At 58.1% G+C, this 19,206-nt stretch carries 23 protein-coding genes; 13 read left to right on the top strand and 10 right to left on the bottom strand.

Annotated features, from left to right (window positions below):
• Positions 1-2: 2 nt before the first annotated feature.
• The 4 genes from RGU44_RS01835 (at position 3) to RGU44_RS01850 (ending at position 3,293) form a co-directional block, all read left to right on the top strand.
• Positions 3-695 carry a class I SAM-dependent methyltransferase gene (locus RGU44_RS01835; RefSeq protein ID WP_322180322.1) on the top strand — a complete coding sequence of 231 codons (693 nt, stop codon included), beginning with the start codon at positions 3-5 and terminating at the stop codon, positions 693-695.
• 129 nt (positions 696-824) lie between these two features.
• Positions 825-1,958 carry a ribonuclease D gene (rnd, locus tag RGU44_RS01840; RefSeq protein WP_322180320.1) on the top strand — a complete coding sequence of 378 codons (1,134 nt, stop codon included), beginning with the start codon at positions 825-827 and terminating at the stop codon, positions 1,956-1,958.
• Positions 1,955-2,248, top strand: a complete 294-nt coding sequence (locus RGU44_RS01845) for a YcgL domain-containing protein (protein WP_219064233.1) — start codon at positions 1,955-1,957, stop codon at positions 2,246-2,248. Before rnd ends, RGU44_RS01845 begins: the two co-directional genes overlap by 4 nt.
• Positions 2,249-2,360: 112 nt before the next feature.
• The gene (locus RGU44_RS01850; RefSeq protein WP_322180317.1) at positions 2,361-3,293 is read left to right on the top strand and encodes a D-2-hydroxyacid dehydrogenase; all 933 of its coding nucleotides are present in this window, start codon (positions 2,361-2,363) and stop codon (positions 3,291-3,293) included.
• A gap of 70 nt (positions 3,294-3,363) precedes the next feature.
• Here RGU44_RS01850 and RGU44_RS01855 read toward each other — a convergent pair whose 3' ends face one another.
• A complete protein-coding gene (locus tag RGU44_RS01855) occupies positions 3,364-3,957 on the bottom strand; it encodes a nitroreductase family protein (protein ID WP_322180315.1) in 594 nt (197 codons plus the stop codon).
• A gap of 239 nt (positions 3,958-4,196) precedes the next feature.
• Here RGU44_RS01855 and RGU44_RS01860 point away from each other — a divergent pair, with 239 nt between their 5' ends.
• Positions 4,197-4,646: a YcgN family cysteine cluster protein gene (locus tag RGU44_RS01860; RefSeq protein WP_219064230.1), complete on the top strand. Its 450-nt coding sequence runs from the start codon at positions 4,197-4,199 to the stop codon at positions 4,644-4,646.
• 80 nt (positions 4,647-4,726) lie between these two features.
• Positions 4,727-5,944 (top strand): hypothetical protein, encoded by a 1,218-nt coding sequence (locus RGU44_RS01865; protein WP_322182764.1) that lies wholly within the window; start codon positions 4,727-4,729, stop codon positions 5,942-5,944.
• 105 nt (positions 5,945-6,049) lie between these two features.
• On the opposite strand, the gene RGU44_RS01870 is transcribed toward RGU44_RS01865, so the two are convergent.
• The 4 genes from RGU44_RS01870 to RGU44_RS01885 all read right to left on the bottom strand — a co-directional run bounded on the left by RGU44_RS01870 (position 6,050) and on the right by RGU44_RS01885 (position 8,203).
• The gene (locus tag RGU44_RS01870; protein WP_322215347.1) at positions 6,050-6,427 is read right to left on the bottom strand and encodes a DUF2892 domain-containing protein; all 378 of its coding nucleotides are present in this window, start codon (positions 6,425-6,427) and stop codon (positions 6,050-6,052) included.
• Positions 6,428-6,526: 99 nt separating this feature from the next.
• Positions 6,527-6,994: an RNA methyltransferase gene (locus tag RGU44_RS01875; RefSeq protein WP_219064228.1), complete on the bottom strand. Its 468-nt coding sequence runs from the start codon at positions 6,992-6,994 to the stop codon at positions 6,527-6,529.
• Between the two features lie 89 nt (positions 6,995-7,083).
• Entirely contained in the window at positions 7,084-7,458 is a 375-nt protein-coding gene (locus RGU44_RS01880) for a YajD family HNH nuclease (RefSeq protein ID WP_219064227.1), read from the bottom strand.
• Between the two features lie 58 nt (positions 7,459-7,516).
• On the bottom strand, positions 7,517-8,203 hold the full coding sequence (locus RGU44_RS01885) for a spermidine synthase (RefSeq protein WP_219064226.1): 687 nt from the start codon (positions 8,201-8,203) through the stop codon (positions 7,517-7,519).
• Between the two features lie 97 nt (positions 8,204-8,300).
• On the opposite strand from RGU44_RS01885, the gene RGU44_RS01890 reads away from it, so the two are divergent.
• Entirely contained in the window at positions 8,301-8,609 is a 309-nt protein-coding gene (locus tag RGU44_RS01890) for a hypothetical protein (RefSeq protein ID WP_322215349.1), read from the top strand.
• A 3-nt stretch (positions 8,610-8,612) separates the two neighbouring features.
• On the opposite strand, the gene RGU44_RS01895 is transcribed toward RGU44_RS01890, so the two are convergent.
• Positions 8,613-9,086: a cyclic nucleotide-binding domain-containing protein gene (locus RGU44_RS01895; RefSeq protein ID WP_322180308.1), complete on the bottom strand. Its 474-nt coding sequence runs from the start codon at positions 9,084-9,086 to the stop codon at positions 8,613-8,615.
• A 78-nt stretch (positions 9,087-9,164) separates the two neighbouring features.
• A complete protein-coding gene (locus tag RGU44_RS01900; protein ID WP_322180307.1) occupies positions 9,165-11,240 on the bottom strand; it encodes a S9 family peptidase in 2,076 nt (691 codons plus the stop codon).
• 153 nt (positions 11,241-11,393) lie between these two features.
• Between RGU44_RS01900 and RGU44_RS01905 the strand changes: the two genes are divergently transcribed.
• From RGU44_RS01905 to RGU44_RS01930, 6 genes are all read left to right on the top strand, one after another.
• Positions 11,394-11,888, top strand: coding sequence for an MFS transporter (locus RGU44_RS01905; RefSeq protein ID WP_322215351.1), 495 nt, complete (start codon positions 11,394-11,396; stop codon positions 11,886-11,888).
• Positions 11,889-11,972: 84 nt separating this feature from the next.
• A complete protein-coding gene (locus tag RGU44_RS01910) occupies positions 11,973-12,746 on the top strand; it encodes a class II glutamine amidotransferase (RefSeq protein ID WP_322215353.1) in 774 nt (257 codons plus the stop codon).
• A gap of 13 nt (positions 12,747-12,759) precedes the next feature.
• On the top strand, positions 12,760-13,284 hold the full coding sequence (locus RGU44_RS01915) for a DUF2937 family protein (RefSeq protein WP_322180301.1): 525 nt from the start codon (positions 12,760-12,762) through the stop codon (positions 13,282-13,284).
• Between the two features lie 174 nt (positions 13,285-13,458).
• Positions 13,459-14,211, top strand: coding sequence for a 5-oxoprolinase subunit PxpA (locus RGU44_RS01920; RefSeq protein WP_322215356.1), 753 nt, complete (start codon positions 13,459-13,461; stop codon positions 14,209-14,211).
• On the top strand, positions 14,208-14,912 hold the full coding sequence (gene pxpB, locus RGU44_RS01925) for a 5-oxoprolinase subunit PxpB (protein ID WP_322180297.1): 705 nt from the start codon (positions 14,208-14,210) through the stop codon (positions 14,910-14,912). The genes RGU44_RS01920 and pxpB overlap by 4 nt, the downstream gene beginning before the upstream one ends.
• Positions 14,909-15,829: a biotin-dependent carboxyltransferase family protein gene (locus RGU44_RS01930; RefSeq protein WP_322215359.1), complete on the top strand. Its 921-nt coding sequence runs from the start codon at positions 14,909-14,911 to the stop codon at positions 15,827-15,829. Before pxpB ends, RGU44_RS01930 begins: the two co-directional genes overlap by 4 nt.
• Before the next feature lie 46 nt (positions 15,830-15,875).
• Here the strand turns inward: RGU44_RS01930 and RGU44_RS01935 are convergent, their stop codons facing one another.
• The 3 genes from RGU44_RS01935 to RGU44_RS01945 all read right to left on the bottom strand — a co-directional run bounded on the left by RGU44_RS01935 (position 15,876) and on the right by RGU44_RS01945 (position 19,194).
• The gene (locus tag RGU44_RS01935; RefSeq protein WP_322180293.1) at positions 15,876-17,054 is read right to left on the bottom strand and encodes a VWA domain-containing protein; all 1,179 of its coding nucleotides are present in this window, start codon (positions 17,052-17,054) and stop codon (positions 15,876-15,878) included.
• A 21-nt stretch (positions 17,055-17,075) separates the two neighbouring features.
• The gene (locus RGU44_RS01940; protein ID WP_219064215.1) at positions 17,076-17,921 is read right to left on the bottom strand and encodes an AAA family ATPase; all 846 of its coding nucleotides are present in this window, start codon (positions 17,919-17,921) and stop codon (positions 17,076-17,078) included.
• A gap of 202 nt (positions 17,922-18,123) precedes the next feature.
• Positions 18,124-19,194: a DUF748 domain-containing protein gene (locus RGU44_RS01945; RefSeq protein WP_322180290.1), complete on the bottom strand. Its 1,071-nt coding sequence runs from the start codon at positions 19,192-19,194 to the stop codon at positions 18,124-18,126.
• Positions 19,195-19,206: the final 12 nt, after the last annotated feature.

Below are 19,206 nucleotides of genomic sequence, written 5' to 3' on the forward strand. Positions count from 1 at the left end.
CCATGTCTGCGCAACCACCCCCACCCATTGATCGTGAATTTTCCAGGCGGCGCGAGCATGAACTCGCTCGGCACTCTCTGAAAAAACATCCTCTTGGGTTTTCAGGACAACTTGGCCATTGGCGTGATGAGCAATTGGCCAGGCACGCCTTGAAGGTGGCTGGCGACCCTGGGTTGGTTCTGGCTCTGCCCACGGGTGCAGGCCGTTTCTGGCCGGTACTGACCGAACATACCAATCGGGTGGTCCTGGCAGCGGACCCCTCCTTGGAAATGCTTGCCGTTGCCGAGGCCAGTTTTCCAGCTGAAAAGCTTAAACGGATCAAGACCTTTCAGACATCGCCGCTCTCTATCGACCTGTCAGCCAATGCGGTGGACTGCATTTTCTGTATGCGTCTGTTTCATCATGTCGCTGATAGTGATCAGCGCTCGGCAATCCTGCGTGAATTCCACAGGGTGACCCGTGACACCGTCATTGTGTCCTTGTGGGTGGATGGCAACATCAAGGCCTGGCGGCGCAAGCGTTTAGAGCGCGGTCGCGCGAGCGCTGAACCGATAGCCTCGAAGATGAATCGCTTTGTCGTAAGCCGGGCCGCTATAGAAGCTGAATTCGAACAGGCTGGTTTCCAGATCCTCGGCCATCATGATGTTCTGCCCGGCTATGCGATGTGGCGGGTTTATGTGTTGCGTAAATCATAAGTTTCAACCCGGTCATCGGTCGGGTTTTCATCGCAGGATTGCAGGAAGTTATTCAAGACTTGCAGTGCAGATGCGCGGTAACCGGTGAGGGCGATATATACTGCGCGCCATTCTTCAAGGGAGAGCCGTGTGGCCATTGATATTCACTGGATTCGCGACGACGCCAGCCTCGCCCAACATTGCCGCGAATGGCAGTCACTGCCCTTTGTCGCCCTCGATACCGAATTCATGCGGGTCGATACTTTTTACCCGATTGCCGCGTTGCTGCAGATCGGTGATGGTGCTCGCGCCTACCTGATCGATCCGTTGCTGATCAACGACTGGCGGCCAATGTGCGCGCTGCTCGAAAACCCCTCCGTGATAAAAGTGGTCCACGCCTGCAGTGAAGACCTGGAAGTACTCCTGCGTCTGACCGGCAGTCTGCCTGCGCCGCTGTTCGACACGCAGTTGGCTGCTGCGTACTTGAATCTCGGGTTTTCCATGGGGTATTCACGTCTGGTTCAGGAAGTGCTGGGGATCGACTTGCCCAAGGGCGAAACCCGTTCCGACTGGTTGCAGCGTCCGTTGTCCGAGACTCAGATCAGCTACGCTGCGGAAGATGCAGTGCATCTGGCTGAGGTCTACAGCATCCTGCAGCCCAAGCTGTCCGAAGAGAAACACGCCTGGTTGCTTGATGACGGTGCGGAGTTGGTCGCCAATCTGCGCCGCGAAACCGATCCCGACGAGCTTTACCGCGAAGCCAAGCTGGCGTGGAAGTTGTCCCGCTCGCAGCTGGCGGTGTTGCGCGAGTTGTGTGCCTGGCGCGAACGTGAGGCGCGGGCCCGCAACTTGCCGCGCAATCGGGTTATCCGCGAGCACTCACTGTGGCCCTTGGCCAAAACGCAGCCGGACAACCTTTCTGCGCTGGCAAAAATTGAAGATATGCATCCCAAAACCGTGCGACAGGACGGTGAGTTTCTGATCGACCTGATCAAGAAATCCGCCAGCCTGCCTCCTGATCAGTGGCCTCAAGCGTTGCCTGAGCCATTGCCTATCGAAGCTGCAGCGGTTCTGAAGACGTTGCGTGTTATCGGCCAGCAACAAGCTGAGAGGCTGAACATGGCCCCTGAACTGATGCTGCGCAAAAAGACCCTGGAAGCGTTGCTGAAAAGTGGCTATCCCAATGGTCCCTATCAATTGCCTGATTCGCTGCGTGGCTGGCGCCGCGAACTGATGGGCCAAGCGCTGCTCGACAGCCTTGCCTCTGCTGGAGAACAGCCTTGAAACGTATTTGCTCCATTTATAGAAGCCCGCGTAAAAACGAGATGTACCTGTACGTGCTCAAAAGCGATGCGCTCAAAAAGGTGCCCGCAGACTTGCTGATCGCTTTCGGGCCGCCGACCCATACGTTCGATCTGGTGCTTAGCCCCGAGCGCAAGCTGTCCCGCGAGGACATCAATCAAGTGCTTGAGAATCTCGACAAGCAGGGCTATCACCTGCAAATGCCGCCAGCAGAAGACGAGTACATCGAGCACCTTCCCGAAGAGCTGCTGCGCCGTAACGATCCTCTGTAAAGAGCCCTCGTCCGACACGTCGGCGCAGTGGACTGCTTCTTGAGTGCGACTGATATCGATGGGGGCTGCCCCCGTCGATAGACGCATGTTTTGTTTTTAAAGGTTTTGAGCCATGCGCGTTCTGATTGCTGAACACGATTACCCCCTTTACACCCAATTGCTGGGCCAGATTGCACCCGACCTGGAAGTCATGAGCACCGGCGATTCGGCCGAGCTGTCTCGAATGGCCGCAGACTGCCCGGTCTGGCTGGGGCAACCGGACCTGCTGGCCACCCTGTTGCGCCAGGGGCATACCCCGCAGTGGCTGCAATCGACGTGGGCCGGGATCACCCCATTACTGGCTGAAGGTCTGCCCCGGGAATACCGGTTGACCCGTGCCGTGGGCGTCTTCGGCCAGGTCATGGCCGAGTTTGTGCTGACTTACATGCTGGGCCATGAGCGTGAAGTGCTGGCGCGGCTGGTTAGCCAGGTCGAGCGCAAATGGGATAACCGATTGAGCCAGAGCCTGGCCGGGCGCAAGGCGTTGATTGTCGGTGCTGGCGATATCGGCCAGAGCGTGGCGCAGTTCCTGCTGCCGTTCGGCGTAGAGCTGTATGGCATTGCCTCTGCACCGCGTACCCAGGCACCGTTCGTTGAAGTGGGCGCTCTGACGGATCTGGATCGCCTGGTCGGCGAAGTGGATTACGTCATCAACCTGCTGCCAAACACCCCGGAAACCCACGACCTGTTCGACGCGAAACTGTTCGCAAAATTCAAGCCGACGGGCGTGTTTATCAACGTCGGGCGGGGTGTGGCGGTGGTTGATGCGGACTTGGTCGAAGCGTTGAAGGAAGGACACTTGGCGGGCGCGGTGATCGATGTCTGTCGTCAGGAGCCATTGCCGCAACGTCATCCATTCTGGACGGCCTGGGGCCTGTTATTGACAGGACATAGCTCGGCGCCTACTTCGCCTGCGGCGATGGTCCAGCTGTTTGTCGATAACGTGCGGGCATTTCAGGCGGGAGAAGCGTTGCGCGGAGAAGTGGACTTTTCCAGAGGTTATTAGGGCGCTGCGCAATTGTGTGAGAGCGAATCTATTCGCTCTCACACAGCCTGCACGCATATGTGCAATCGGTTTACAGGCTGAAATCGCCTTCGGCTGTCAGTTCCGACAGCGGACGACGCGGGCTTGGTGTTTCCCGGGCTTGCAGGTATTCCGCCAGGGTCGATTTGTCGCCGAGTTTGCCAATCGCAACCGCTGCGTGCAGGGCATAACCCTCAGGGATTTTCAATTCTTTGCGGGTCAGTTCCTGATCGAAGCCGGCCATGCCATGCGTGTGCCAGCCGCTCAGGCTGGCTTGCAGGGCGAGGTGGCCCCAGGCTGAACCGGTGTCGAAGGTGTGCCACAGGGCTGGGGTTTCTTCCGTGGCGCCGGGCGCAGTAAAGGTGGTTTTCGAGATCACAATCACCAGTGCCGATGCATGCTGTGCCCAACCGCGGTTGAATTCATTGAGCAAGCCGAGGAAGCGCTCCCAGTTAGGTGTGTCACGGCGAGCATATAAGAAGCGCCACGGCTGCGAGTTATAGGCCGACGGCGCCCAGCGTGCGGCTTCAAAAAAGCTCAGCAGGGTTTCCTCGGGAATGGCCTCGCCGGTAAAGGCGCGTGGCGACCAACGATCGGTAAATTGTGGGTCGATCGGATAATCGGCGATGCGGGGATTAATGCTCATGAATATCCTGGCTAAATGACAAAGGAATAGACAACTCAGCAGAGCGTTCATCAGGCCTTGCCGGGCGTGGCGAGATGGGCCGTGGACGGCAGGCATCGTCGAAATCAGGCTGATAAAAGTACTTTGCCGGTCGACATCTGACAAGTCCGGCCTTACCGACAGTCGCCAACGCTTGGCCCGCGTCTCTTGTGCCACTAGACTGGCGGCCTTTCATTCTTTGATGCTGATTGCCCAAACCCATGGCCGCTAAAGTCGAACCTTTCTGGATACGCAAAACCCTCGAGCAACTCGATCAAGACGAGTGGGAGTCGCTGTGTGATGGCTGCGGTCTGTGCTGTCTGCAAAAACTCGAAGATGAAGAGGACAACAGCGTCTATTACACGCGCATCGCCTGCAAGTTGCTGGACCTGAAAACCTGCCAATGCACCGATTACAGCAACCGTCGTGCGTCAGTGCCGGACTGCATTCAATTGACGCCAGGCCAGGCCGATGAATTCAAATGGCTACCACCGACCTGCGGCTACCGCTTGGTCAGTGAAGGCAAGGATCTGCCGCTCTGGCACCATTTGGTGTGCGGTGATCGCGACGCGGTCCACCATGAGCGTATCTCTCAGTCCGGGCGCATGCTCAGCGAGAACAGCGTGTCCGAAGACGATTGGGAAGAACACCTGATTTTCCGTGCAGGCTGACGTCGTCATGTTCAACAAGGAGTCGTAAGCCTGTGCGTTATCCACTGCCGTTGTCCTTGCTGTTGTTGCTGACTTTGCTGATGAGCACGCCGTTGCTGGCGGCGAAGAATGTTGATCTGGATTACTACGTCAAACTACTGCCCCAGAGCGATCAGGCTGAAGTGCGCCTGACCCTGTCGAAGGGAGAGGCGGTGCGCAGTCTTGATTTCGATTTGGGTAACAAGGGTGACTACAGTGCTTTCAAGGCTGACGGCGAGTGGCGGCCCAATGCCGGGCAAACGGTGGGTAGTCAACGCGGGGTTTGGCGGCCGGCCAGTGGCAAGGCAAGCCTGACTTATCGCGTGCGCATCAGCCATGCACACACGCCTGCAAGCCTGGCTTCAAGCAAGGTCGTGAGTTTCGACACACGGATGACCCCAGCCTGGGCGTTGATGCGCGGCGAGGATCTGGTGCCTCCGGCCCGACTTGATCAGCAGGACGGTACCCAGCTGGTCTCACGCCTTGAGTTCGAACTGCCTAGCGGCTGGGTCAGTGTGGAAACCGCTTGGCCACGCATTGGCAAAAATCGCTTTCGGATCGACAATATTTCGCGGCTGTTTGATCGCCCCACAGGATGGATGTTGGCCGGTACCCTTGGCAGCCGTCGCACCCGCTTGGGCGAAACCGATGTCACGGTGACCGCCCCGCAGGGCCAAGGCATGCGCCGAATGGACGTATTGACGATGCTGACATTCGTGTGGCCGCAGCTGCAAGCGGTGTTTCCGCGTAATCCGCTCAAGCTGTTAGTGGTGGGAGCTGCTGACCCGATGTGGCGCGGGGCGACGGCGGGTAATAACTCCATTTACCTCAACAGCGCCCGGCCGGTGGTCAGCGAAAGCGGGACCAGCCCGTTGGTGCGCGAATTGGTTCATGTGTTTAGCCGAATCAATGGCAACCCGCGCAGCGAATGGATCGGCGATGGCTTGGCCGAGTATTACGCCATTGAGTTGATGCGCCGAGCCGGGGGCATGAGCGAAGAGCGGTATCAAACCGTACAAGCGAATATGACCAAGGTCAGCCGCAAGGTGACGACCCTGCGCGGTGAGCGGATCAGCGCGGCGGCTGTTGCTCGGGCCGTGTTGCTATTGCAGGAACTGGACCGCGAAATTCGCCAGCAGACCCGCAACGAGAAGTCGCTGGATAACGTCAGTCAGGGCTTGATGCGCCTCGATACCGTGAGTACCAAAGAATTCATCCAGCTCAGTGAAAGCGTGATCGGTGGGCCATCCACGGTGTTGGCGAGCGGGTTGTTGCAGTAGACGCGTTGCGCGCTCTTCGCACATAAACTCGCTCCACCAGAGCAGGCGCTCCGAGGGAGCGAATTCATTCGCGAAAGCGGCAAGTCCGGCGCAGCAAGGGTTGAATCAGACCCCGGCTTTCGAACGCTTCAACGAATCATTGCCGGTCACCGCCGCCGCTTCAGTCGCAACCTCAGCATTGGTTTTCAGCTGGCTCAGCTTTGCGCCGACGCGTTCGATACGTGAACGGGCCTTGTTCATGTCGCTGCGGCTCTGTTCGATCAGGCTTTTTGCCGCGCAGTGCCCGGTGATCCCGCGCGCCAGCACCGCGCCGCCAACGGCCAACTGGACCAGACCCAAAAAGCCGCCACGGCGCAGACCTTTACCCATCATCAGTACGCCACCCGCCAAAGAGGCCGCGCGCTCCCAGCCTTGCACGTTTTGCTGGGGCTGAGTCTCGAAAGGAGCGGAGTCAATGCGTTCGCTGCCTGGGATATCGCTCATGATCGTTCTCCATGATGAGATGAGGTGAGTTCATTAAAGCTGACTGCCCCCGGACACAACTGTTCAATCGGGAGGGGCGTCATCGGTCGCCGGGTGGATTCAGAACTTGGGGCCGGACCGGGTGTTGTTGCCTTTGGCCATGCGGTCATACAGCACGACATTGACGGTGGCAGCCAGGTTCATGCAGCCTGTGGTGGGGATGTACACGACGTCTTCGCACCAGTCACGGATGCTTTTATCCAGCGTCCCGTCTTCAGGGCCGAAGATGTAGATAGCGCGATCCGGGTGCGTGTATTCAGGCAGCGAGCGGGCACCCTCGACCAGTTCCACGGCGACCGGCACGCAGCCTAGAGGCAGGATTTTCTTCAGATCGTCGATGCCGATCAGCGGAATGTCTTGATGGACTTTTTTGGTGTCGGTGATGAAATCACGGGCACGCTCATAGCGTTTGCCGGTGTAGAACACCGAAGCCACGCCGTAGCAACCAGCCGCACGCATCACCGAACCGACGTTTTCCGGGGATTTTGGGTTATACAAACCAATGCAGCTGTACCGTTTATTCGCCACGTGCCGGTGCTCTTGAAGGAAAGCTGGCGATTATACGGCATAGATGATCGTTCCCACGCAGAGGGTAGGGCACGATCATCGTTTACAGGCTACTCGTCTTTCTTCATCAACCCCGCCAAGGCGGCGAAGGGGTTGTGGGTGGCTTTGGCAATCTTCGGACTGCTGGTCGAGCCTTCGGAGAAATACTGCTGATCGGTGTACCGCGAGTGTTCATTGTCGTGGCAGTACAGGCACAGCAGCTCCCAGTTGGAGCCATCCTGGGGGTTGTTGTCGTGGTTGTGATCGCGGTGGTGCACGGTCAATTCGCTCAGGCGCTTGCCTGCGAATTCACGAGCACAACGTCCGCAAACATGGGGGTACATCTTTAACGCTTTGTCGCGATAACCCATCTCACGGTCGCGCTGGTTATCGGCCAGAATGCGGTCCAGCTTGGCGGTGTGGGAGGGTGGGTTGGCCGAACTCATGGGTTTCACCTGTTTTACTGATCGGTAATGGATGCAAGTCTAGCGCTTTGCTGCGTGATCAGCCTTTGAGTTTTTCCGCGATCCAGATAGTGTGCCGGGTGCCCTTGTTACCGTGGGCGAACACCTGCACCTCTTCAGCCTTGAAACCGGCTTTACGCAGCTTGTCGGAAAACTTCTGGTCGGCGCTGGCCGACCAGACCGCCAGGATGCCTTTAGGCCTTAGCGCCTGGGCGCAGGCGCTAAGGCCGCCAGACGAATAGAGCCAGCTGTTGGACTTCTGCGTCAGCCCTTCAGGGCCGTTATCAACGTCGAGCATGATTGCGTCGAAGCCCTGGGGCTCGCTTTTGAGTACCTGAGCGACATCCTGAACGACAATTTTGGCCCGTGGATCGAGCAATGGATTGCCCGACTTTTCGCCCAGCGGCCCACGATTCCACTCGACCACGCCAGGCACCAGCTCGGCGACCACGACTTCAGCGTTTTTGCCCAGGTGCTTGAGCGCAGAGGCCAAGGTGAAACCCATGCCCAATCCGCCAATCAATACCCGTGGAAGCACACGATGGGTGACTTTTTTACAGGGGATTTCGGCGAGCGCGTCTTCGGAGCCGTGCATGCGCGTGTTCATCAACTGGCCGCCATCGCCGCCCTGAATTTTTATCACGAAATCTTCACCGTACTCGAACAGGCACAGGGCACCGCCGTTATCGGGAATCGGAGTGGTGTCGAGCAGAACGAAACGTTTCATTGAGAACTCATTGAAAGACAGCTTTTTGAGAGGGCAACTTTGTCGCGCAAGGAGTAGCCTGAGCCTGACGAAAATTGCTTGGCATCGGAGGCCATTGATGAAGCGCTCTATTCTAACGGCGATTGTCCTGGCGACGCTCTCGGTAACTGCCGTTTGTGCAGACAATCTGCAACCTGTTCCCACGACACCGGCCCCCGGTTCGCCGGGTACAGCAACGCCGACGCCCTATCCGCAGGTGATGCCGCCCAGCATCCCCCGAGCAGGTGGGAACGACGGCAATGCGCCGTTGCTGCCAAAAATAGAAATGCCGCGCCCGCCCAAGGACCAGCCGCTGCCGGGTCTTGAGCAAAACGGCAAGCACCCGGAAGACTCGTCGCAAAAAGACAGCACGCAAAAAAGTTTGTAGCGATCAGACCTGCTGCGCAAGCAGTTGTCCGTCGACCATGCGCAGGCGTTTGGACAATGCGACGGCAATCGCGCGAATGATTTTTGCGGCAATTTTGGGTGCGTCGTTGAGCATTTTATCCAGCGAGTCCTTGCCCATATTCAGCAAGCAGCAAGGGGTGGCCGCGAAGCAACTGGCTGAGCGGCGCTCACCGTCAAGCACCGCCATTTCGCCGAACGCGCGACCTTTACGCAGGTTGGCGATCTCGATCGATTGCCCATCACTGTTGAGTTTGCGCACCGAGACCCTGCCGGAATGGATGATGCACATGAAACTGCCAGCATCGCCTTCCTTAAATATATCCTGACCTTGCTCGATGGTGCTGATACTGAAATAGCCCGCTGCCGCCTGAAAGTCGGCAGGTAGCAAGGTATTGAACAGACCGCAGTCCATCAGCATGTCGCGGATTTCATTGTTCAGGGAGGTGGGTTCTGACATGGCTCGACAGTCTTTTTTTTGGTTGGAGAAGGGGGGCGATGGAAAGGGCCTGCGACGCAGACCCACTTCTAAGACCCATCAAACGCTGGGAGTTCCCTCGGTCAAGTGCAGTACTTTTAAAACAAACGCGTATTCCAGCGCCACGTCGCGCAGCCCTTGATAACGACCGCTCATACCTCCGTGTCCTGCACCCAGTTCGGTCCTGAGCAGCAACAGGTTGTCGTCGGTCTTGTTGGCGCGCAATTTTGCCACCCACTTGGCCGCTTCCCAATATTGCACGCGGGTGTCGTTGTAACCGGCAATCACCAGGGTCGCCGGGTAAGGTTGGGCGCTGACATTTTCATACGGCGCGTAACCCTTGATGCGCTCATACACGTCTGCTTGCTCCGGGTTACCCCATTCGTCGTATTCTGTGACGGTCAGCGGCAAGTCTGGATCGAGCATGGTGTTCAGCACATCGACAAACGGTACTTCGGCAATCGCCACCTTGAACAACTCCGGGCGCTGATTAAGCACCGCGCCGATCAACAAACCACCCGCGCTGCCGCCACTGATGATTAATTGCCCGGCTGTGGTCAGGCCGTTGTCGATCAAATGTTCGGCGCAGGCAATGAAGTCGCCGAAGGTGTTTTGCTTGTGTTCTTGCTTGCCGTCGCGATACCAGGCTTCGCCCAATTCGCCGCCACCGCGCACGTGGGCAATGGCGAACGCGATGCCGCGATCAAGCAGGCTCAAGCGCGCATGGGAGAACCACGGATCCAGGCTTTCGCCATAAGCGCCGTATCCATAGAGGTACAGGGGCGTCGAGCTGCCCTGAAGTTCTCGCTTGACCACCAGGCTGATCGGCACCTGCGTGCCATCGGCCGCAGTTGCCCACAGGCGTTGGCTGACGTAGGCGTCGGGGTCGAACGGGCCTAACACCGGGGTTTCCTTGAGCACCACCTGCTCACCCGTGGCCAGCGTCAATTGGCGCACCTGCGACGGGCGATTGAGCGATTGATAACGCAGGCGAATCGTTTCGCTCTTGAACTCCAGCGTGTCCTGCACATACAGGCTGTACGCGGCATCGGGCAATTGCACGCGATAAGACGGAAGACCTTGGGGATGCACTTCAATGATCGGCAGACCGCCTTCGCGCAAACTCAGGCTCATGCCTTTGGCATTGAGGCTCAACCCTTCAAGCATCACCGTGTCGCGATGAGCGATCAGGGTTTGCCAGTCTTCACGGGAGGGTGCGCCGCTGGCTTTTTCAGCCGCCTGATACAGGGCGAAGTTGATACCGCTTTGGTTGCTGCGGATCAGCCAGCTCCATGCACCATCGATTTGGCCGTGGTCCGGGAAGTACTCATGACCTTCGACGCGCGGCGCCAGGCAGATAAACGCCTGATCGGGCTTTTCCGCGTCCAGCACCCAGGCCTCGCTGGTGGTTTTGCTGCTGAGTAACAGTACCAACTGCCGCTCGGAACTGGTGCGGTAGCAATTGAGGAAAAAGCGCCCGTCCGGTTCGTTGAAAACCAGGTCCGCCGAGTCCTTGCCCAGGTGATGGCGATAGAGTTTGTGCGGGCGATGGGTATCATCCAGTTCGCCAAAGAACAGTGTCTGGCTGTCGTTGGCCCAGGTCATGCTGCCATCGCAATCCTCGAAGGGAAGATGGGTGACCTGGCCGCTGCTCAGTTCTTTGACGTAGAGCTGATAGACCTCTTCGCCGTTGGTGTCGAGGCTGTAGGCCAGGCGCTGATGGTCGGGGCTGATGCTGAACGCGCCCATCGAGAAAAAACCGCCAGCGGCCAGCACGTTGGGGTCAAGTAACAATTGTTGTTGCTGTTCATCAATAAACAGAGAGTCGTCCGTCGGACGCGGGCAGCGGTAGTGCCGTGCGTATTCGTCGCCCTCGGTGGTGCGCGTGTAATACAAAAACGGTCCCCATGGAGAGGGCAGCGACAGATCGGTTTCGAGAATGCGGCTCTTGATCTCCTGGAACAGGGTTTCGCGCAGGGCATCCTGGTCGGCCAATTGCGCGTGCAGGTAATCGTTCTCGGCTTTGAGGTAGTCCAGAACCTCTTCGGCGTCGCGGTTGTGCAACCACGCATAAGGGTCGGAACCCGTGTCTTTACGAGCGATCGGCGCGGTGGGGCGGGTGGCGGATGAAGGCATGCGGGGCTCTCTATAAAAATAATCGGGCCGTGAAAGACCTTGATTCAGCCGAGGATTGCCGCTGGGTGGCAACCGATTACTGACACCAGGGAGGCCGGGTCAGCGAAAAGCCGTTATCATAAGCGCCTCTTTGCCTGGCTTACCACGAACGTCATGACCGAGAACGATTATCTAACTGCTTGGGGCCTTTACGCTTTTGCTGCGCTGGGCTGCCTGTGGGTGTGGTTCAAGCTGACTGGGTGGATGTGGCGCTGGCTGCGCGAGCCGCTGCGGGTCCTGGGTGCGGTTTTGCTGTTCAGTCCGACCATCATCGACCCGGTGAAGGAAAAATTCGCCCCGGCAGTCGCAATCACCGCGCTGGATCTGGCCTTCAAGGTTGGCAACAACGTCTGGCGAGCGGTGTCGGATCTGGCCATGTACGCCATGATCGCCTTTGGCCTTTACCTTCTTTTTGTGCTGGTGCGCTGGCCGCTGGAAAAGCGCCGCACAGCCCGTCAGCCTCAGGCCGGGACCGAGCCGTCAACGCCTGCGCAGAGCGACGATGACGAACCCTTTGCTCCGGTTGACGGTGATCGTTATGGACGTAAACCCGCAGCGGCTCCCGGCAGCAGCGTCAGCAGCCGTATACGGGTTGAACCGCGCCTGTAGAACTTCCGCTTCGTTGGCAAATGCGCCTCGCCTTGAGGCCGGCGCGACCTGTATTGCTGAACGTATTGAAGCGAGAGTTTAAGCATGTGTGAATTACTGGGCATGAGCGCCAACGTACCGACCGATATCGTGTTCAGCTTCACCGGGCTGATACAACGGGGTGGACGTACAGGTCCGCATCGGGATGGCTGGGGCATCGCCTTTTACGAAGGCCGTGGCCTGCGCCTGTTCCAGGACCCGGCCGCGAGCAGTGAGTCGGAAGTCGCGCTGTTGGTGCAGCGCTACCCCATCAAAAGCGAAGTGGTCATTGGTCATATCCGTCAGGCCAATGTCGGCAAGGTCTGCTTATCCAACACCCATCCCTTCGTCCGTGAATTGTGGGGCCGTAACTGGTGCTTCGCCCATAACGGTCAGTTGGCGCAACTCAATCCACGCGCAACGTTCTACCGGCCGGTAGGTGATACCGACAGCGAGTCGGCCTTCTGTGATCTGCTCAACCGGGTCCGTGAAGCCTTTCCCGAGCCGGTCGAGATCGAGCAGCTGCTGCCTTCGTTGGTCGAAGCGTGTGCCGAGTATCGCAGTAAAGGCGTATTCAATTGCCTGCTGAGTGATGGCGACTGGCTGTTCTGTTTCTGTTCGAGCAAGCTGGCGCACATCACTCGGCGTGCGCCGTTCGGCCCGGCTCGCCTGAAAGATGTCGATGTGATCGTCGATTTTCAGGCAGAAACCACCCCCAATGACGTGGTGACGGTGATTGCCACCGAGCCGTTGACCGAAAACGAGACCTGGACGCGTTACGAGCCAGGGGAATGGAGCCTTTGGCGCCGCGGCGAGTGCGTAATCCAGGGCCGAACCTGAAAGAGAGGGACCTATGCTGCGAAGCTATCTGCGATTGGTATTGTTCACGGTGGGTCTGTTGCTCGGTGTGCAAATTCCGGGATTCATCAGCGATTACAGCAAGCGCGTGGAAGCGCACTTGATCGAGGCGCAGCAAAGCCTCAAAGGCTACTCCGACACTGCCGAACGCTTCTTCAAGGGCGATTTACAGGCGTTGGTCGCGCATTACCGTAGCAGTGAAGACCCGGTGTTTCGCAGTGATGCCGACAGCCTCAACCTATTGCTGACCCGCAATCAGTTGCTCGACCGCGAGTGGCAGGCCTTGCAGGGCCCTTGGTATGCCAAGGCCTGGCATGTGGTCTCTGCCGCCAATCCGGACATTCGTCGGGAAACCTTCAATGCCTACACGTACCAAGTCCTGCTGGTCCCGGAGGTCATCGCCTGGGGCATCGTCTGCGCCTTGCTGCTGGCGCTGGTGGTGGAGAGCTTCTTCCTGCTGATCGGCTGGGTGATCAATGGCGGACGACGCAAGCCGTTACTGAATCGGGATCTGCGCTAAACCCTTCTGCGTCATCGGCTTGTCAGGCAGCGAAGGCCTGCCTGACAAGCTCCATCACTTTTTCTTATCCCTACACCTTGGTTTTATTCGTTGGACGCCCTGTCCGATTACACTCAAAAATGTGCTCTACAGAGGCCAGTTCCTCAAAACTTCAACGCACACAGGACATTCCCTATGGGCCGCCTGTTATTGAATTGCGATATGGGTGAGAGCTACGGCGCGTGGACCATGGGTCTCGACGCTGAAGTGATGCCGTTTATTGATTGCGCCAATATCGCCTGCGGCTTCCATGCCGGAGACCCTGGGATCATGCGAAAAACGGTGAGCCTGGCCTTGGCCCATGACGTCATGATCGGTGCCCACCCGGCGTACCCGGATCTGGTGGGCTTTGGTCGGCGCTCAATGGTCTGTACCCCGGCTGAAATCCAGGACTTGCTGCACTATCAGATCGGTGCGCTGGACGGCATTTGCCGGGTACAAGGTGGCCGCGTTCGCTACGTCAAACCTCATGGTGCGATATACAACGACATGATGGCCAGCCCCGAGCAGTTGCGTGCCGTGATCCAGGCCATCGCCCGCTACGACGCGCAATTACCGCTGATGCTGATGGCCACTCGCGACAACAGTGCTGCGCAAGCGCTGGGTGATGAATTCGGCGTGCAGTTGTGGTTCGAAGCCTTTGCCGACCGCGCCTACGACAGCGCCGGGCGCCTGGTGTCACGGCAACTACCGGGCGCCGTGCACCATGACCCTGAAGTCATCATCGGCCAGGCCCTCACGCTGTCCCGTGGTGACCCCTTGCGTGCCAGCGATGGCAGCGAACTGCACTTGAAGGCCGATACCCTGTGTGTGCATGGCGATAACGCCAGTTCGGTGAGTGCCGTACAGCGCATCCGCCGGGCGTTGGGTGAGCAATCAGCGTCATGACGTTGCGCATAGAAGTGGTGGCCATCGATTGTTTGATGGTGCGTCTGTTCGATGCCATCGACGAAGCGAATATGCCGTGGATGCTGGCTGCCAGTGCGCGTTTGCGTGAACGCTTCGCCAGCCACTTGATTGATCTGGTGCCGTCCTACACCACCTTGATGGTCCATTACGACCTGACCCGGTTGAGTCCGGATCAGGCTCGGGAATTGATTCATCAGGCGCTGGCCGATCTGGCGCCTGATCCGCAGGCCATCGGCAAACGCCATGTGTTACCGGTCTGGTATGACCTGAGCGTCGGCCCGGAACTGACGTTGCTGGCCAGGCGCAGCGGTTTGAGCATCAGCGAGGTCATTGCGCATCACAGTGAGCGCGACTATCAGGTGTTTGCCCTGGGGTTCGCGCCTGGGTTCGCGTTTATGGGGCTGGTCGAAGAAATCCTTGCCGCGCCACGCCTGAACACACCGCGTAAGCGTGTGGCTGCCGGTAGCGTGGGCATCGCCGAGCGTCAGACCGCCGCTTACCCCGTGGTGTCGCCGGGTGGCTGGAACCTGATCGGCCGTACTCCCAGCAAATTGTTCGACCGCCAACGCGAGGGTTACAGCTTGATGCAACCGGGTGACCGCGTGTGCTTTACCCCCGTCGATCATGCCGAATTCGTGCGCCTGGGCGGCGATGACACGCCGTTGGAGGTGCAGGCATGAGCGCCTTATTGATCGAAGCCAGCACCCCGTTGTGCCTGCTGCAGGATGCCGGACGCTTTGGTGTTCGTCATTTGGGCGTGACCCAAGGCGGGGCGGCGGATTGGGTCTCGATGTCCTGGGCGAACAACCTGCTGGGCAATCAGCTGGACGCGGCGGTGATCGAGGTGACGCTGGGCGGCTTGACCCTGCTCGCCGAACAGGATTGCTGCCTGGCGCTGGCGGGTGCCGATCTCGGCGCGTTGCTGGGCAGTCGGCCGCTGGCACCCTGGCGCAGTTTTTTCATGCGCAAGGGTGAGCGTTTACGCTTTACCCAACCGATCCTGGGTGCGCGGGCTTATCTCGCGGCTCCCGGAGGCTTCGATGCGCCATCGGTGCTCGGCAGTTGCGCTACGGTCGTGCGTGAAGAACTGGGCGGGCTGGATGGAATGGGCAAAGCACTGGCCAAAGGGGATCACCTGTCTTACGCCGGTTCGGCGTTCGTCCTGAATGCTCTGCCGGATCATTTGACCCCCGATCTCAACCTGAACAGTTCATTGGACGTTGTGCTCGGCGCACAAATTGGCCAGTTCAGCGGCTTGAGCCTGTTCGATGCCTTCAACAGCGAGTGGATCCTCGACAGCCGTGCCGACAGGATGGGCATTCGTTTATTGGGACCGGAACTGGTTTATCAGGGCGCGCCGCTGATCTCCGAAGGCATCCCGCTGGGCGCGATTCAGGTGCCGCCGGACGGGCAACCGATTGTGCTGCTCAATGACCGGCAAACCATTGGCGGGTACCCAAGACTTGGGGCGTTGACCCCGTTGGCATTGGCCCGACTGGCCCAATGCCTGCCGGGCGCACCTGTCAGTCTCAAGCCGATTGTGCAGACAGCAGCGCATCAGCAGCATATGGAGTATGTGCAGCGTTTTCAGGGTTGAGGGTGAAACTAATGGCCTCTTCGCGAAGAGGCCATGGATCAGGCAGCTATTTCGCCAAAAACCGCATCCCTTCTTCCAGCCCACGCAAGGTTAGCGGAAACATCTGATCGTCAATCAGATCGCGCACGATGTTGGTCGAGGCGGTGTAGTTCCAGGTGTCTTTGGGGTAGGGGTTGATCCAGATGAGCTTCTTGTATTTTTCCTTGAAGCGCTGCATCCACCGATAACCCGGCTCTTCGTTCCAGTGCTCTACGCTGCCACCCGCCTGGGTGATTTCGTAGGGCGCCATGGCCGCGTCGCCGATAAAGATCACTTTGTAATCGGCACCGTATTTGTTCAGCAAGTCCTGGGTGGCAGTGCGCTCCGCGCTACGGCGCAGGTTGTTCTTCCACACCGATTCATAAATGAAGTTGTGGAAGTAGAAATACTCCAGGTGTTTGAACTCGGTCTTGCACGCCGAGAACAACTCTTCGCAGGTTTTGACGTGAGCATCCATCGAGCCACCGATGTCGAACAGCAGCAACAACTTGATGGTGTTGCGCCGTTCCGGGCGCATCTGAATGTTCAGCAGGCCCGCATCACGGGCGGTGTGGTCGATTGTGCCGTCGATGTCGAGCTCTTCAGCGGCGCCTTGACGGGCGAATTTACGCAAACGGCGCAGCGCAATCTTGATGTTGCGCGTGCCCAACTCGACCTGATCGTCGAGGTTCCGGTACTCGCGCTGGTCCCAGACCTTGACCGCTTTGCCTTGACGCTTGCCGGCATCACCTACGCGGATACCTTCCGGGTTGAAACCGCCTGAGCCAAATGGGCTGGTGCCGCCAGTGCCAATCCACTTGTTGCCGCCCGCGTGGCGTTCTTTTTGCTCTTCGAGGCGTTTCTTGAATTCTTCGATCAGCTTGTCCAAGCCACCCAGGGTCTGGATCTGCGCGCGTTCTTCGTCGGTCAAGGAGCGTTCGAACTCCTTGCGCAGCCAGTCTTCAGGGATCAGTGCCTGGAGATGATCATCGAGCTTTTCCAAGCCGTTGAAGTAGGCGCCGAACGCCCGGTCGAACTTGTCGAAGTGGCGTTCATCCTTGACCAGAATAGTGCGGGCGAGAAAGTAGAACTCGTCCATGTCAGCGAAGGTCACCCGCTGTTTCAGCGCATTGATCAGATCGAGCAGCTCGCGCACAGACACCGGCACCTTGGCTGCACGCATTTCATTGAACAGGTTGAGCAGCATGGTGATCGCCCTTATTCGTGCTTAGCGGTTGCCGCGACGGCTCATGAACGCCAAGCGCTCAAGCAATTGCACGTCCTGCTCGTTCTTGACCAGGGCTCCGGCCAGCGGCGGGATGGCCTTGGTGGGATCGCGTTCGCGCAGCACCGCTTCGCCGATGTTGTCGGCCATCAGCAGTTTCAGCCAGTCGACCAGTTCCGATGTGGACGGTTTTTTCTTCAGTCCGGGGACTTTACGCACGTCGAAGAACACATCGAGGGCTTCGCTGACCAGATCCTTTTTGATGTTCGGGTAATGCACATCGACAATCTTTTGCAGGGTGACGCGGTCCGGGAAGGCGATGTAGTGAAAGAAGCAACGACGCAGGAAGGCGTCAGGCAGTTCTTTTTCGTTGTTCGATGTAATGATGATGATCGGGCGTACTTTCGCTTTGATCGTTTCATCTATCTCGTAAACATAGAACTCCATCTTGTCGAGTTCTTGCAACAGGTCGTTAGGGAACTCGATGTCGGCCTTGTCGATCTCATCGATCAGCAGGATGACCCGCTCTTCGGCCTCGAAGGCTTCCCATAGCTTGCCCTTCTTCAGGTAGTTACGTACGTCGTGGACTTTATCCACACCCAACTGCGAATCACGCAAACGGCTGACGGCGTCGTACTCGTACAGGCCCTGATGCGCTTTGGTGGTGGATTTGATGTGCCAGGTAATCAACCGGGCGCCGAAGGATTCGGCCAGTTGTTCGGCCAACATGGTTTTGCCGGTGCCAGGCTCGCCTTTGACCAGCAGTGGCCGCTCCAGAGTGATAGCAGCGTTGACCGCGAGCTTCAGGTCGTCAGTGGCGACGTATGCGCTGGTGCCTTCGAACTTCATCTAAAAATCCTCGAACGGTATCGCCTGAAACGGCGCAAAAAAAGGTACTTAATGTGCCGACTATACCGCGCAGGCCGGGCGACTGTGAACGCAGAGGCGCCATTCAGTCTCTGAATGGCGCGTCACGATTTGACTGGGTCAAGATTAGATCAGCCATTGTTTAAGTCCTGTCCCCGTTGAAAAAAGCACCAATCCACCTTGGCTACTGTGTTTTGCTGTTGTCATAGCGGGTGTTGAACGCCTGAATGAAGGCGTTGCGCAGGATCTGCAGGAATGCCTGAAAGCCGCTGATGTCTTGTTGGTGCACGCTGCCACTGAGTTCTACGCGGGTGGCGAATTGGTTTTTGCTTTGGTTCTTCAAGACGGTTTCGCTGGTGCCGACCACTGCCTCCCAGATCGAGCGGAAGAAGCTTTTGTTCTGGTTCTCGACATCCTGCTGCCAGTTGAACACCTCGACATCGCGCAGCAGCGGTTTGATATAACCGCTGAGCTTGCCCTTGTTGGCCTGGGCTTCGATCACCACGTCACCGCTGCCGGCATTGAAGTCGAATTTGCCGTAGGCCGAAGCGAAGTCGTTGAGGCTTTTAAGTTCTATCCCGATCGAACGGAGGCGGAAGTCGAAGTCTTCAAAGTTACTGAATGGATCGAATGTGGCCGAGGTTTCCAGCGGTGCGTTCCCGGGTAACAGGGCTTTGCCCTCAAATCGGGCTTCGTGCATGCCTTTTTCGTCGGCGATATTGGTCAGGTTGAACAGGCTGGCGTTCACGTGATCGGCTTCGATCTTCACGTTCGGCGTCGAGTTGAAATTATTGAAGGTGATGCGCCCGTCATCTATACGTACTTCGTTGAGAGTGATAGGCAACAGCTTGTTCAATTGGGCGCGCCAGTCGGTGCCTTGACCGGTCTGCGAAGCCTGTTTGTTGGTGCCGCCGTCGACGAAGTTCAGCTCGGGTTTGATGAAGACCACCTGGGCCACCACGGCACGGTCATACCATAACGAATGCCAGCTCACCGCCAGGTCGATGACCGGCGCATTGACGAATGGCACGGGCACCTTGCCTTGCACCTTGACGATACTCAGCCCATTGATTCGATACGCTCCACGCCACAGGGCCAGATCGACGTCGGTGACCTGGCCACGGTAGTCGCCCATATTGGCGAGCTTGTCGTTCAAATAGTGACGCACCAGATAGGGCAGGGCGATGTCTGCGGCAATCAGCACGACCACGATTCCCGCAACGGTCCAAAGTGGCCAGCTATAGCGACGTTTCATGTTGAGGGTGTC

It is taken from the genome of Pseudomonas sp. 5C2 (genome assembly GCF_034314155.1).
Taxonomy (GTDB): Bacteria; Pseudomonadota; Gammaproteobacteria; order Pseudomonadales; family Pseudomonadaceae; genus Aquipseudomonas.

What these genes read in the sequence shown, in the direction of transcription:
- pxpB (WP_322180297.1), top strand. Translation starts at nt 14,208, where the DNA reads ATGACGTTGCGCATAGAAGTGGTGGCCATCGATTGTTTGATGGTGCGT.
- RGU44_RS01855 (WP_322180315.1), bottom strand. Translation starts at nt 3,957, where the DNA reads ATGAGCATTAATCCCCGCATCGCCGATTATCCGATCGACCCACAATTT.
- RGU44_RS01880 (WP_219064227.1), bottom strand. Translation starts at nt 7,458, where the DNA reads ATGAGTTCGGCCAACCCACCCTCCCACACCGCCAAGCTGGACCGCATT.
- RGU44_RS01835 (WP_322180322.1), top strand. Translation starts at nt 3, where the DNA reads ATGTCTGCGCAACCACCCCCACCCATTGATCGTGAATTTTCCAGGCGG.
- RGU44_RS01865 (WP_322182764.1), top strand. Translation starts at nt 4,727, where the DNA reads ATGAGCACGCCGTTGCTGGCGGCGAAGAATGTTGATCTGGATTACTAC.
- RGU44_RS01895 (WP_322180308.1), bottom strand. Translation starts at nt 9,086, where the DNA reads ATGTCAGAACCCACCTCCCTGAACAATGAAATCCGCGACATGCTGATG.
- RGU44_RS01920 (WP_322215356.1), top strand. Translation starts at nt 13,459, where the DNA reads ATGGGCCGCCTGTTATTGAATTGCGATATGGGTGAGAGCTACGGCGCG.
- RGU44_RS01915 (WP_322180301.1), top strand. Translation starts at nt 12,760, where the DNA reads ATGCTGCGAAGCTATCTGCGATTGGTATTGTTCACGGTGGGTCTGTTG.
- RGU44_RS01935 (WP_322180293.1), bottom strand. Translation starts at nt 17,054, where the DNA reads ATGCTGCTCAACCTGTTCAATGAAATGCGTGCAGCCAAGGTGCCGGTG.
- RGU44_RS01930 (WP_322215359.1), top strand. Translation starts at nt 14,909, where the DNA reads ATGAGCGCCTTATTGATCGAAGCCAGCACCCCGTTGTGCCTGCTGCAG.
- RGU44_RS01905 (WP_322215351.1), top strand. Translation starts at nt 11,394, where the DNA reads ATGACCGAGAACGATTATCTAACTGCTTGGGGCCTTTACGCTTTTGCT.
- RGU44_RS01900 (WP_322180307.1), bottom strand. Translation starts at nt 11,240, where the DNA reads ATGCCTTCATCCGCCACCCGCCCCACCGCGCCGATCGCTCGTAAAGAC.
- RGU44_RS01870 (WP_322215347.1), bottom strand. Translation starts at nt 6,427, where the DNA reads ATGAGCGATATCCCAGGCAGCGAACGCATTGACTCCGCTCCTTTCGAG.
- RGU44_RS01860 (WP_219064230.1), top strand. Translation starts at nt 4,197, where the DNA reads ATGGCCGCTAAAGTCGAACCTTTCTGGATACGCAAAACCCTCGAGCAA.
- RGU44_RS01910 (WP_322215353.1), top strand. Translation starts at nt 11,973, where the DNA reads ATGTGTGAATTACTGGGCATGAGCGCCAACGTACCGACCGATATCGTG.
- RGU44_RS01885 (WP_219064226.1), bottom strand. Translation starts at nt 8,203, where the DNA reads ATGAAACGTTTCGTTCTGCTCGACACCACTCCGATTCCCGATAACGGC.
- RGU44_RS01945 (WP_322180290.1), bottom strand. Translation starts at nt 19,194, where the DNA reads ATGAAACGTCGCTATAGCTGGCCACTTTGGACCGTTGCGGGAATCGTG.
- RGU44_RS01850 (WP_322180317.1), top strand. Translation starts at nt 2,361, where the DNA reads ATGCGCGTTCTGATTGCTGAACACGATTACCCCCTTTACACCCAATTG.
- RGU44_RS01940 (WP_219064215.1), bottom strand. Translation starts at nt 17,921, where the DNA reads ATGAAGTTCGAAGGCACCAGCGCATACGTCGCCACTGACGACCTGAAG.
- RGU44_RS01890 (WP_322215349.1), top strand. Translation starts at nt 8,301, where the DNA reads ATGAAGCGCTCTATTCTAACGGCGATTGTCCTGGCGACGCTCTCGGTA.